Genomic DNA, 13,429 nt, shown 5'->3' on the forward strand with positions numbered 1-13,429 from the left:
ACGTCAGGAGCTCCATCCCCCTCACATTCTAAACGAGCCGCTTCCACCTTATATGTTACCTACGTTTTCTGCTTAGTCCCATTGCGTTTTCTACTTTGCGTAGTTGTTTGAATGCAACGCGGTTTGCTTTTTCTGCACCTTTGTCTAGAATTTCGTCTAGTTCTGGTGAGTTGATTAGTTCGTTATATTTGTCTTGGATTGGACGAATTGCTTCTACGACTACTTGCGCTAGGTCGCCTTTGAAGTCGCCGTATCCTTTTCCTTCGTACATTGCTTCAATTTCTTCAACTGTTTTTCCAGAGAATGAAGAGTAGATTGTTAATAAGTTAGAGATACCAGGTTTGTTTTCTTTATCAAATTTCACAATACCTTCAGAGTCAGTAACAGCACTCTTAATTTTCTTTTCAATTGTTTTTGGTTCATCAAGCATACTGATCATTGATTTTGGATTCGGATCAGATTTACTCATTTTCTTCGTAGGTTCTGTTAATGACATAACGCGAGCGCCTACTTTTGGAATACGAATTTCAGGAATTGTGAACACTTCACGGAAGCGTTTGTTGAAACGCTCTGCTAGGTCGCGTGTTAATTCCATATGTTGCTTTTGGTCATCACCAACTGGTACGATTTCAGTGTTGTAAAGTAAAATATCACCAGCCATTAATGGTGGATACGTAAGTAATCCAGCTGGAACTGAATCTCTACCCGAAGCTTTATCTTTATATTGCGTCATACGTTCTAATTCTCCAACGTAAGCAACAGATTGCATGATCCATCCTAATTGAGCGTGTGCTGGTACTTCTGATTGTACAAATAAAGTAGCTTTTTCAGGATCGATGCCGCATGCTACATAAAGTGCAGCAAGACTGCGGATGTTTTTACGAAGTCCGACGGGATCTTGAGGTACTGTAATCGCATGTTGGTTTACAATACAGAAATAACAGTCGTGTTCATTTTGAAGCTCTGTAAACTGCTTCATTGCGCCTAAATAGTTTCCAAGTGTAATCGTTCCACTTGGCTGAATACCAGAAAAGATAACTGACATAAGTAATTCCTCCTAAAATTGAATGCGTGATGGGGGGGAGAGAAGGCAAACAAAAAAGCCCATTCATCCCAAAAACTATAGGGACGAATGGACCGCGGTACCACCCTAATTATTTCACTACTGTGAAATCTCTCTAATCCATAATAACGTTAGGATATAACGCCAAAGCCTACTACTTTCGGTTCGGTTTGGTGCTCAAAAGCCCATTCCATACTGTACAATTACTTGTTCACACCAACCACAAGCTCTCTGAAATTGCCTCAATATGTACTCTTCTTTATCATCGCATACATATAAATTTATTTATTGTTACTTGAGCTCTTTTAATATGAAAGAACTAAAGTTTTATAACAAAATGTTTTGCTGATTATTATATCATATGGGATAGTGTTTGCAAACTACATCAAAATAGTAAAGCTAATAAGGGTCGAGAACAACCCAAGGAAGATACCTGTAATACAAATTGGATATGTCCATTTGAATGAATATGTTTTATAAATACGTTCTTTCTTATCTGTAGGTTCCTCGACTTCTTCAATTAAAGAGTCAATCTTTTTGTTCGTACCAAATACTCTTTGGAATGCGTAAATGGTTACATTGAAAAAACCATTTTGAAATATGTATAAAAAACCGCCGATAAGAATAAAAAACAGTGCAATATAAAACAAAATGTTGACAAAGTTCAACAAAAATTGAGATGAAATGAGGAATGCACCAATACTAGAAGCAATCATCGCTATAAAAATTAGTATACAAGTATGAAAAAAAACTTTATTCAAAATATTCCCCTCCGTCAAAATATTACTAGAATTATTATACTATAAAAGCTATAATAAGTACTAGGATTAATTTTTTGAAAATTATACGCAATTAAAGGTCTGATTTTAAGATGATGGTAGCAATGTTAATGTATCCCTTTACGAAAAATTAAAAATATAAATATTTTATTAAAAATTTTAACAAAAAAACAAAAAACTATATTCACAATTGTTATATTATATGTATAATGAAAATTGTAGAAACTTGGAGATTATTCTTTCAATTCTACTTTTTAACAAGTGAGGGTACAGGAAGTGCAATTAGGGGAGGCAACACAACATGAAGAAAAAGATACCGTTATTACTTGCATCAACTTTAACTGCAAGTATGTTGCTTAGCGCGTGTAGCTACCAAAAAGATGACGCAAAAGCAAAAGGGAAAGAGAACGCTACGAGTAGTAGTAACGGAAAACAGATTCTTAATTTAACAGAGTTATCTGAAATTCCGTCAATGGATGCATCATTAGCATCTGATTCTTCATCTTCTACAGCATTAAATAATACGATGGAAGGTTTATATCGTATTGGCAAAGATCAAAAGAGAATGCCTGGAGTTGCAGAAGATGTCGAAAAGCTAGATGATGGGAAGAAATACATATTTAAATTAAGAAGAGATGCGAAATGGTCGAATGGGGAACCTGTAACAGCTAAAGACTTTGTGTATTCATGGAAAAGAGCAGTAAATCCAGATACAAAAGCAACGTATTCATACATTATGTTCGATATTAAAAATGCAGAGAAAATTCATAAAAAAGAATTACCTGCTGACCAATTAGGTGTAAAAGCGATTGATGATTATACATTAGAAGTAGAATTAGACAATCCCGTTCCTTACTTTATCGATTTAACAGTTTATCCAGTATTTTACCCACTAAATGAAAACTTTGTAAAAGCACAAGGTGATAAATTTGGTTTAGAGGCAAATACAACATTATATAACGGTCCATTCGTTATGAGTGATTGGAAACATGAACAAAGTTTCCAATTCAAGAAGAATCCTTCATATTGGGATAATAAAACGGTTAAAATCGAAGAAATCAACTTTAATATTGTAAAAAATACAGCAACTGATGTAAATTTATATGAGACAAACGCGATTGATCGGGCGGCTTTAACGTCTGAATTTGTTGATAAGTTTAGAAAAAGCCCAGAGTTCCAAACAAGAAAAGAGGCAGGGGTTGCTTACTTAAGATTTAATCAAAGTAATCAGTACTTAAGTAATAAAAACTTAAGAAAAGCAATTTCAATGTCCTTTGACCGTGATAACATTGCAAAAGTTATTTTAAATAACGGCGCAATTGGAGCTTACGGATTTGTTGGAAAAGATTTCGCTGAAGGTCCAAATAAAAAAGATTTCCGAGCTGAAAATGGAAAGCTAGTTGAAACAAATCCAAAAGAAGCAAAAAAGCTTTGGGAAACAGCGAAGAAAGAGCTTGGAACTGATAAAATCGAACTAGAATTCTTAAACTTTGATAATGAAGATGCTAAAAAAGTTGGGGAATTCTTAAAAGGTGAGATGGAAAAGAACTTACCAGGTTTATCAATTAAAATTAAACAGCAACCATTCGCACAAAAAAATAAATTAGAAGATTCTCAGCAATATGATATTGCGTTTGGTATTTGGGGACCAGATTTCCCAGATCCAATCTCATATTTAGATATGTTTGTTACGAATGGTTCTCAAAATAAAACAGGGTATTCTAATCAGAAATATGATGAGTTAATCCTAAAAGCTAAAACAGATACAAAAGATTTACAAGCTCGCTGGGACAACCTTCTAGAAGTAGAGAAGATGTTAATTAAAGAGGATGCAGTTATCACTCCAATCTTCCAAAAAGGTTCAGCGTATGTAGTAAAAGGTGCCGTAAAAGATATTATCCCAATTAACTATGGTGGTAAATTAACTTACAAATGGGCATCTGTTGAACAAAAATAATCTTTTTTTTCCATCGTTTACAAGGGTATATGCCTATGATGGGCATATGCTCTTATTTTAAAAAAATAAAAGTAAGAATATTTTAAACTATCTTATTGCTTTTGAGAAAAACGGGGAGGTGCTTGACTATGGGACGTTATGTATTAAAACGTTTCGTGTACATGGCTTTGACATTATTTTTAATTACTACAATGACTTTCTTTTTGATGAAATTACTTCCGGGTTCTCCGCTTAAAAACCAGGAGAAGCTATCACCGGCACAAAAAGAAATCATTCTTGAAAAATACGGATTGAATGATCCGGTACCAGTTCAATATGCACGTTACTTAGGTAACTTAGCAAAAGGTGATTTAGGGGTATCATTCCAATATGATAACCGCCCAGTAACAGACATGATTGTGGATCGTATTGGACCATCAGCCCAATTAGGTTTACAAGCGATTATATTAGGAACATTTATCGGTTTAATTTTAGGTATTGTTGCCGCACTTCGTAATAATACGTGGGTAGATTATAGTGCAACAGTTATTTCGGTACTCGGAATGTCGGTACCATCATTCGTATTCGCCGCATTACTGCAATATTTCGTAGGGGTAAAACTAGGCTGGTTCCCAGTAGCATTCTGGAAAGGACCAGAGTTTACTGTAATGCCTACAATTGCATTATCGATGGGAGTTATCGCGACAATCGCACGTTTCTCTCGTGCAGAATTAATTGAAGTTATGCAAGCCGATTACATTTTAACAGCGAAAGCGAAAGGAATTAGCCAAGGCGTTATCATTGTCAAACATGCACTTCGTAACGCGTTAATTCCAGTTGTAACAATTTTAGGACCAATGGTTGCGGCATTAATTACAGGAACACTTGTTATCGAGCAAATTTATGCTGTACCAGGACTTGGGGAACAATTCGTTAAATCGATTACTTTAAATGACTATACAGTTATTATGGGAACTACGATTTTCTATAGTGCGATCTTCATTTTAGTTATTTTCATTGTCGATATTTTATACGGAATTATTGATCCTCGTATTCGTTTAGCGGGAGGGAAAAAATGATGAAAGATGTACAAAAATTATCTCCAGATTTATTTCAACAAGCCAATCAAAATAATGTTGATAATGAAGTCATTGCCCGTCCAAGCTTAACGTTTTGGCAAGATGTAAGAAGACGTTTATTCCAACATAAAGGTGCGATGCTTGGCCTTGTATTGTTAGTTATCATTGCGCTATTAGCGATTTTTGGACCGATGGTAAGTAAACACTCGTATAAAGAGCAAGATTTAGGTCGTGCGAAATTACCACCAAAAATTCCAGTTATTGAAAATGTTCATTGGTTACCATTTGACGGTACAGATCAATATGGTGTTGACCAATATGAAAAACGTGATATTAAAGAGTACTTCTGGTTTGGTACAGATGATCTTGGCCGTGACTTATGGACAAGAACATGGGAAGGTACACGCGTATCATTATATATCGCTCTTTTAGCGGCAGCAATTGACTTAGTAATTGGGGTTGCATACGGAGGTATTTCAGCATTCTACGGCGGTAGAGTAGATAACATTATGCAACGTATTATGGAGATTATTAACGGTATTCCATACTTAATCATCGTTATTTTAATGGTAATCATTATGGGATCTGGTATTTGGTCAATTACACTTGCGATGGCGATTACAGGTTGGATAGGGATGTCGCGTATTGTTCGTGGACAAATCTTAAAGTTAAAAAACCAAGAATATGTATTAGCATCTCGTACATTAGGTGCAACAAATACACAATTAATTGTGAAACATTTAATTCCAAACGTAATGGGACCTATTATCGTAATGACGATGTTTACAATTCCATCAGCGGTGTTTGGTGAAGCGTTCTTAAGTTTCATCGGTTTAGGAATTCAGCCACCATTTGCGTCACTAGGTTCTCTTGTAAATGATGGTTATAAATCTATTCAAACGTATCCGCATATGATGTTCATCCCTGCGGTTGTCATCAGTATATTAATTTTAGCGTTTAACTTAATGGCAGACGGATTACGCGACGCGTTAGATCCAAAAATGCGTAAGTAAAAGAGGGGAGAGGCAAAGATGAAAACATTGTTAGAGGTAAAAGATTTACAAGTCTCCTTTGATACACATGCAGGTGAAGTACAAGCTGTACGCGGCGTTACTTTTGATTTGAAAAAAGGAGAAACATTGGCGATTGTAGGAGAATCTGGTTCAGGGAAATCAGTTACTTCTAAAGCGTTAATGGGATTAATTCCGAATCCTCCTGGACGCATTAAAAATGGTGAAATCGTATTTGAAGGTCGTGACTTAACAAAATTAACAGAAAAAGAAATGCAGCAAGTACGCGGTAAAGATATTGCGATGATTTTCCAAGATCCAATGACATCATTAAACCCAACGATGACAATTGGAAATCAAATTATGGAAGGTCTAATTAAACACCAAGGGATGAGTAAAGCAGATGCACGTAAAGTTGCTTTAGAGTTAATTGACCTTGTAGGTATTCCAAATCCAGAAGCTCGTTTAAAACAATATCCTCACCAATTCTCAGGTGGTATGAGACAGCGTGTAGTTATTGCGATGGCGTTAGCTTGTAACCCGAAATTATTAATTGCCGATGAGCCGACAACAGCGTTAGACGTTACGATTCAGGCGCAAATTTTAGAACTTATGAAAGACATTCAGCAAAAAACAGAAGCAGCAATCATTTTCATTACGCATGACTTAGGTGTAGTAGCAAACGTTGCGGACCGAGTGGCAGTTATGTACGCTGGTAAAGTTGTTGAAATTGGAACTGTAGATGAAATTTTCTACAATCCGAAACATCCATATACTTGGGGTTTAATCGCATCTATGCCAAGTTTAGATGGTTCAGAAGAAGAGTTATATGCAATCCCTGGAACGCCTCCAGATTTATTGAAGCCGCCAAAGGGAGATGCTTTTGCACCACGTAACCCACAGGCACTGAAAATTGATTTTGAAATGGACCCACCTTTATTTAAAGTAAGTGATACGCACTATGCGGCAACTTGGTTACTTCACGAGCAAGCTCCAGAAGTAAAACCGCCGGCAGTCGTTGAAAAACGCATTCTTCAAATGAAAGCAGGTGAACAACATGACTAAACAACGTGAGAAATTAATTGAAGTAAAAAATGTAAAGCAGCACTTCGACGTGAGTGGTGGTGTTGTCAAAGCGGTTAATGATATTTCATTTGATATTTACCGCGGAGAAACATTTGGTCTTGTAGGAGAATCAGGTTGTGGTAAATCGACAACTGGAAGAACGATTATTCGTTTATATGATGCAACTGCTGGTGAAGTGTTATTCGATGGTGAAAATGTACATGGTAAAAAATCACGCGCAGAGCTGAAGAAATTCAACCGTAAAATGCAAATGATTTTCCAAGATCCATATGCATCATTAAACCCTCGTATGACAGTAGGGGATATTATTGCAGAAGGTATCGATATTCACGGACTAGCGAAAAGTAAAAAAGAGCGCATGGACCGTGTTCATGAACTATTAAACACAGTTGGTTTAAATAAAGAGCACGCAAACCGTTTCCCACACGAATTCTCAGGTGGACAACGTCAGCGTATCGGTATCGCTCGAGCGCTTGCTGTAGACCCAGAATTTATCATTGCAGATGAGCCGATCTCAGCACTTGACGTATCGATTCAGGCGCAAGTTGTAAACTTACTGAAAAAGTTACAAAAAGAAAAAGGTTTAACATACTTATTCATCGCCCATGATTTATCAATGGTAAAATACATTAGTGACCGTATTGGTGTAATGTACCGTGGCCAAATCGTTGAGTTAACAACAAGTGATGAATTATATGCGAATCCAATTCATCCATATACGAAATCACTATTATCAGCGATTCCACTTCCAGATCCAGATTATGAGCGCAATCGTAAACGTATCGTATATGATCCATCACAGCATAATTATGGTAGTGAAGCACCAACAATGCGTGAAATTCGCCCAGGACATTTCGTACTATGTTCGGAAGCGGAGTACAAGAAATATAAAGAGATTTATCAATAAGAAAAAGAGCCATTCTTCTGTTATGGAAGGATGGCTCTTTTTCTACTATATAAAAGAATTGTATACATTTGTCGGTCAGTCGATATATTTAAAGAATCGCCGATATAAATCTCATGTATCATTAGTGATATCCATATGCAAAATTACTGAACTTGAACAGAAACATTCTCCTCTTGTTCTTCAGGTTTAACAAGCGCATAACGCTCCCATGCTCTACTTTTCCAGCGGAAGAACATAATAATGGCACGTGTCCATTCGTCGATGGCGATTGCTAGCCAAATACCAACGAGCCCCATATCTAAATGAAAGGCGAAAAAGTAACCTAGTGGTAAACTCATTAACACCATAGAGAATGCACCGATTAAAACAGGATATTTTGCATCACCAGCTGCACGAAGCGAATTAATGATGACGATGTTCATCGTACGTCCCGTTTCAAGTAGTACACTTAGTAAAAGAACACTTGCGCCTAACCCGATAATGTGCGGATTATCTGTAAACAGTCCCATTAATTGTGTACGGAATGTAATAACGAGAGCGACCATACATAAAGTTACACCAATTGCCCATTTTACACTTTTCCACAAGCGTTCGTATGCTTCATCTTTTTCGCCACCACCAACGAGGCGGCCAATAATAATGGCTGTTCCCATACCAATTGCAATTGCAAATAAATAAGTGAACATGGAAATGTTAGTAGCGTATTGTCTAGCAGCTAATGATTCCGTTCCTAAGTACGTTGCGTAATAAAGGAAGACGATTTGACAAGCTTGATACATCACTTGTTCAAATGCAGATGGAATGCCAATTTTTAAAATTTTCCCAATGTATTCTTTGGATAAAGTGAAGTAATATTTTAATTTCACACGATATTCCATAACGCGGTATAGTAACCAGAAGAAAACAATAAGTGCGATCAATCGACTGATAGCGGAAGAAATTGCAGCCCCTTGTACACCGAGCTCAGGGAAACCAAATTTCCCGAAAATGAGTACGTAGTTTCCAGCGATATGAATCATATTCATTCCGAGTGAAATAAACATCGCTTGCTTTGTAAAACCGTGTACACGGATAATTGCGGCTAATGAGTTAATAATAGCTTGTAGGAAGATGGCTCCTCCGACGATAGATAAGTAGTTTTGCGCATACGTTAGTACATCGCCTTGTAAGTTCATTGCGAGCATCATATGTTTCGAAAATAAAAGAAAACCAGCGCTTATAACGAGCCCAACTATTAAATTTAATGTGACGGCTAATGCTGATATTTTAGATGCTTCCATAAAGCGTTTGGAACCGAGGTATTGAGATACAACGATAGCAGCGCCGTTCCCGATGACTTCTAATACCAAAATCGCAATATGAAGATATTGATTCGCTGCACCAACCCCAGATACAGCATCGTCTGATAATGCACTTAACATGAAAGTATCAGCGATCCCCATTAACATAAAAAGAAAAACTTCTAGAAAAATAGGCCATGTTAATAAGAATAAACTTAATTTCTCAGTAGGCCCGTTTTTTGCCTGAATTGCTGCCATGTCCGTCCCCTCTTTACCGATATCTATTTTTAGCAAAATGTATCGTAACATACTTTCTTAACCTTTGCACTCATTTTAGCCTACATATTTTTATTATGAAGAGAGTGCTATTTTATGATAAAAACAAAAGGATAATTATACATAAAATATTATGAGATATAAAATTCATTTTTCTCTGATAATTTAGAAAAGTAGAAAAAATATTATTTTTAACACGTTAGTATGAATAATCAGCAATATGAAACGTTTACAAAGGTATATTTTTTAACGAAAAATTTTAATGAAATAGAAATATAAATATACAAAAAATATATTTGTGTGTATAATATGAATTATTAGAACATATATATATTTCTTTTTGTTTGAAAATGAAAGGGTTAACATTTTTTTGGAGGGTGGAAGTATGAAAAAAAAGATACCAGTTTTTGTAGCATCAACAGTAGCGATGAGCATGATGTTAGGGGCATGTAGCTATCAAAAAGATGAATCGCAAGCAAACGCTAAAGGGGATAGCGGAAAAAGCGGCGCGAAGCAAGTTATTAACTTAATTGAAACACAAGAAATTCCAACGATGGATCCAGCGTTATCAGCTGATGCAGTTTCTTCAAGAGTAATGACTAATACGATGGAAGGCTTATACAGTTTAGGAAAAGATGATAAGCTAGTTCCTGGTGTAGCGAAGGAATTCAAAAAATCAGAAGATGGTAAAAAATATACATTTAAATTACGTGAAGACGCAAAATGGTCAAATGGTGAGCCTGTGACGGCAAAAGATTTCGTATATGCATGGCAAAGAGCGATTAACCCAGATACAGCTGCGAAATCAGCGTACATTATGTATGATATAAAAAATGCAGAGAAAATTAATAAAAAAGAGATGAGTCCGGATCAATTAGGGGTAAAGGCGATTGATGATTATACATTAGAAGTGGAATTAGATAATTCAATTCCATACCTTGTAGATTTAATGGTATATCCAATCTTCTATCCTGTGAATGAAAAGTTTGTGAAAGAGCAAGGTACGAAGTTTGGTTTGGAAGCGAATACAACGCTTTATAACGGGCCATTTACATTAAGTGATTGGCAACATGAACGTAGCTTTAAAATGACAAAGAGCGCGTCATATTGGGACAATAAAGAAGTGAAGATTGAAGAAGTAAACTTTAATATTGTAAAAGATACATCTACGCCAATTAACTTATATGAAACAAATGCAATTGATCGAGCGTCGTTATTAGCGGAGTTTATTGATAAATATAAAGGAAAACCAGATTTCCAAACAGTAGAAGATACATCTGTATTCTTCCTTCGTTTAAATCAAAAAGATCCAGCTTTAGCAAATAAAAATATTCGTAAAGCAATTTCACTTGCTTTTGACCGTAAGCCATTCGTGGATACATTATTAAATAACGGTTCTAAGCCAGCGACAGGATTAATTCCTGATAACTTCATTAAAGGACCAGATAAAAAAGATTTCCGTGCTGTAAACGGGGATATTGTAAAACCAAACGTGAAAGAAGCGAAGAAATATTGGGAAGCTGGTAAAAAAGAACTTGGTAAAAATGAAATCGAATTAGAATTATTAAATGAAGATGTAGAGTTATCAAAGAAAACTGGTGAATATTTAAAAGGTGAATTAGAAAAGAATTTACCAGGTTTAACAGTAAAAATTAAACAACAACCATTCGCACAAAAACTAAAATTAGAAGATGCGGGCGATTATGTCATGTCATTCTCTGGATGGAGTGCGGACTTCCCAGATCCAATTACATATCTTGATATGTTTGTAACAGATGGGTCACAAAATAAGATGAAGTACTCTAATCCAAAATACGATGAAATCATTATGAAGGCGAAAAAAGATGGAAGCGATGTAAATGCTCGTTGGAAGAACTTATTAGAAGCAGAAAAAATGTTACTTGATGATGCTGCGATCGTTCCAGTATATCAACGTGGTAGAGCATATTTACAAAGAGATTCAATTAAAAATATGTATAACCATAAATATGGCGGCGATTTAAGCTTTAAATGGGCGTCAGTAGAGAAATAAGAAAAAAAGCAGGTGATCACCTGCTTTTTTTAATACGTTCGTTTCTTATAAATGCCTTTTCCGCCAACTTGGTTCCAGCCAGATTGTACATCCAAACTTTTGTTAACAAACTTCATTTTTTCTTTTCCACCAAAGAGCTTTTCGCCGATGCTATTTGTAATGACACCAATCAATGCTGTTATTCCGATGATGAGGGCAGCAACCGTAATAAAATCAATAAAAAAAGCAATCATTTGAAAACTCCCCCTTTGCCTGTCTGTATGTTTATTGTATGAGATAAAAAATGAAAAAGAAAGAAATGTCAGAAAAATATTTAATTTACTTTAGAAATCATGTAGACAGGAGGGAGGATATTTGTTAAAATAAGAACAAATGTTCCTTTTTATTCTCATTTGTATAGTCTTACATTTCTTAATTGATTTATCAAGAAAAAGTAAGAAAACGTTCTCTTTTTCATAGGGAAGATTATAGATAAATAACTATATATTATATGAAAAATCTATGGGAAGTGAGTAGTAAAAGGGTTGAAAGTTATTGTTAAAGTACAGCTGAAATGAGCGTAATCATGTTACATAGCAGTGAAATACACGGGAGAGTTTTCTCAACTAGCAGGAAATTTACTGTATATTTCTTGCAAAATCTATTGTATAATGATTATAGAAGTTACTTATTAAAAGTAATTGTTGTTTATTATAAGTTGTTGCTTACATGAAATGTGATTTTTGTACTTTTCAATAAGACAAGTTATCACGAAAAATTGCTGAAGTTAGAAATTAAAACTGTATTTAGTACAGAATTTGTACTCTTTAAGGAGAGTGAGCTTTGTATGGTAACATTATATAGTTCTCCAAGCTGTACGTCTTGTAGAAAGGCGAAATTATGGCTAGAGGAAAATCATATTCCCTATACAGAACGTAATATTTTCTCAGATCCATTAACGATTGAGGAAATTAAAGAGATTTTACGTATGACAGAAAGCGGAACGGATGAGATTATTTCTACTCGTTCGAAAGTTTTCCAAGAATTGAATGTAAACTTAGAGTCTTTACCACTTCAAGATTTATATAAGATGATTCGTGACTATCCAGGGATTTTACGTCGTCCAATTATGATTGACGAGAAACGCCTTCAAGTTGGTTACAACGAAGACGAAATTCGTCGTTTCTTACCACGTACAGTAAGAACGTTCCAATTACGTGAAGCACAACGTCTTGTAAATTAATTATAATAATATGAAAACCTTCTACCTATTATATAGTAGAAGGTTTTTTTTAATGTTTCACATTGCGTAATCGAACTTGTTGTACAATAAAGCCGATGCATAAAATAGTGAAAATGAACAAATAAGGAATGCTTGCAGTGAAACTTGGATTGTTATGAAAAAAGGTTGCAAGTCTGTCTTCATGTGTAACCATTTTTCCTGCAGTATAGGCAAGAATTGCTGCACCGCAATAAATGAGGAATGGAAATCGCTCCATAAGTATTAAAATAAGTTTGCTGCCCCAAATAATAATCGGGATAGAAATGAGTAAGCCGATTATGACGAGTAAAAATCTCCCGTGAGCTGCACCTGCAATGGCAATAACATTATCAAACCCCATAACGAGATCCGCGAAAACAATTGTCCGCACAGCTTGAAATAAAGTTGTTTTTCCTTGAATAGAAGAAAGATCGTTGCTATTATCGGTTAATAAATTGACTGCAATTAATGTAAGTAAAACCCCGCCAATCAATTGTAGAAATGGAATGTCGAGTAAATAGACAGCTAGTATAGTAAGGACAATTCTTAGTACAATCGCTAAAAGAGTACCGATCAAAATAGCCTTATTTCGTTTCGATTCAGGTAAATTTCGGCTAGCTAGTGCGATGACGATTGCATTGTCACCACCTAATACAACATCGATACCGACAATCATTAGTACGGATGTTAAAAACTCTAAGTCCATTCGTCTGCCTCCATTTATGATGTTTTAATAAGCGA

At 35.5% G+C, this 13,429-nt stretch carries 12 protein-coding genes and 1 other annotated feature; of the genes, 7 read left to right on the forward strand and 5 right to left on the reverse strand.

Translation table 11 applies throughout. From position 1 onward, the window contains the following. Nucleotides 1-55: 55 nt before the first annotated feature. Entirely contained in the window at nucleotides 56-1,045 is a 990-nt protein-coding gene (gene trpS / locus HMPREF2590_RS04240) for a tryptophan--tRNA ligase (protein ID WP_070861366.1), read from the reverse strand. Nucleotides 1,046-1,121: 76 nt separating this feature from the next. Beyond that, nucleotides 1,122-1,338, reverse strand: a binding site (T-box leader). A gap of 105 nt (nucleotides 1,339-1,443) precedes the next feature. Next, on the reverse strand, nucleotides 1,444-1,824 hold the full coding sequence (locus HMPREF2590_RS04245) for a DUF3899 domain-containing protein (protein ID WP_001044997.1): 381 nt from the start codon (nucleotides 1,822-1,824) through the stop codon (nucleotides 1,444-1,446). Between the two features lie 319 nt (nucleotides 1,825-2,143). On the opposite strand from HMPREF2590_RS04245, the gene HMPREF2590_RS04250 reads away from it, so the two are divergent. The 5 genes from HMPREF2590_RS04250 (at nucleotide 2,144) to HMPREF2590_RS04270 (ending at nucleotide 7,860) form a co-directional block, all read left to right on the forward strand. After that, entirely contained in the window at nucleotides 2,144-3,799 is a 1,656-nt protein-coding gene (locus tag HMPREF2590_RS04250) for a peptide ABC transporter substrate-binding protein (protein ID WP_000727219.1), read from the forward strand. 128 nt (nucleotides 3,800-3,927) lie between these two features. Then, nucleotides 3,928-4,857: an oligopeptide ABC transporter permease gene (gene opp3b, locus HMPREF2590_RS04255; RefSeq protein WP_000534172.1), complete on the forward strand. Its 930-nt coding sequence runs from the start codon at nucleotides 3,928-3,930 to the stop codon at nucleotides 4,855-4,857. Further along, a complete protein-coding gene (opp3C, locus tag HMPREF2590_RS04260) occupies nucleotides 4,854-5,870 on the forward strand; it encodes an oligopeptide ABC transporter permease (protein WP_000974106.1) in 1,017 nt (338 codons plus the stop codon). The genes opp3b and opp3C overlap by 4 nt, the downstream gene beginning before the upstream one ends. A gap of 18 nt (nucleotides 5,871-5,888) precedes the next feature. Continuing rightward, the gene (locus HMPREF2590_RS04265) at nucleotides 5,889-6,932 is read left to right on the forward strand and encodes an ABC transporter ATP-binding protein (RefSeq protein ID WP_000854346.1); all 1,044 of its coding nucleotides are present in this window, start codon (nucleotides 5,889-5,891) and stop codon (nucleotides 6,930-6,932) included. After that, complete coding sequence (locus HMPREF2590_RS04270) at nucleotides 6,925-7,860, forward strand: ABC transporter ATP-binding protein (RefSeq protein ID WP_000166348.1); 936 nt, start codon at nucleotides 6,925-6,927, stop codon at nucleotides 7,858-7,860. The genes HMPREF2590_RS04265 and HMPREF2590_RS04270 overlap by 8 nt, the downstream gene beginning before the upstream one ends. Before the next feature lie 143 nt (nucleotides 7,861-8,003). On the opposite strand, the gene HMPREF2590_RS04275 is transcribed toward HMPREF2590_RS04270, so the two are convergent. Beyond that, complete coding sequence (locus tag HMPREF2590_RS04275; RefSeq protein ID WP_002098717.1) at nucleotides 8,004-9,449, reverse strand: MATE family efflux transporter; 1,446 nt, start codon at nucleotides 9,447-9,449, stop codon at nucleotides 8,004-8,006. A gap of 352 nt (nucleotides 9,450-9,801) precedes the next feature. On the opposite strand from HMPREF2590_RS04275, the gene HMPREF2590_RS04280 reads away from it, so the two are divergent. Then, nucleotides 9,802-11,448 (forward strand): peptide ABC transporter substrate-binding protein, encoded by a 1,647-nt coding sequence (locus HMPREF2590_RS04280; RefSeq protein ID WP_000727250.1) that lies wholly within the window; start codon nucleotides 9,802-9,804, stop codon nucleotides 11,446-11,448. A 29-nt stretch (nucleotides 11,449-11,477) separates the two neighbouring features. Here HMPREF2590_RS04280 and HMPREF2590_RS04285 read toward each other — a convergent pair whose 3' ends face one another. Beyond that, a complete protein-coding gene (locus HMPREF2590_RS04285; RefSeq protein ID WP_000559971.1) occupies nucleotides 11,478-11,681 on the reverse strand; it encodes a hypothetical protein in 204 nt (67 codons plus the stop codon). Between the two features lie 593 nt (nucleotides 11,682-12,274). Here HMPREF2590_RS04285 and spx point away from each other — a divergent pair. After that, a complete protein-coding gene (gene spx, locus HMPREF2590_RS04295; RefSeq protein WP_000258267.1) occupies nucleotides 12,275-12,670 on the forward strand; it encodes a transcriptional regulator Spx in 396 nt (131 codons plus the stop codon). Between the two features lie 49 nt (nucleotides 12,671-12,719). Here the strand turns inward: spx and HMPREF2590_RS04300 are convergent, their stop codons facing one another. Then, entirely contained in the window at nucleotides 12,720-13,394 is a 675-nt protein-coding gene (locus tag HMPREF2590_RS04300) for a TerC family protein (RefSeq protein WP_000362615.1), read from the reverse strand. Nucleotides 13,395-13,429: the final 35 nt, after the last annotated feature.

The sequence above is a fragment of the Bacillus sp. HMSC036E02 genome (assembly GCF_001836235.1).
Taxonomy (GTDB): Bacteria; Bacillota; Bacilli; order Bacillales; family Bacillaceae_G; genus Bacillus_A; species Bacillus_A cereus.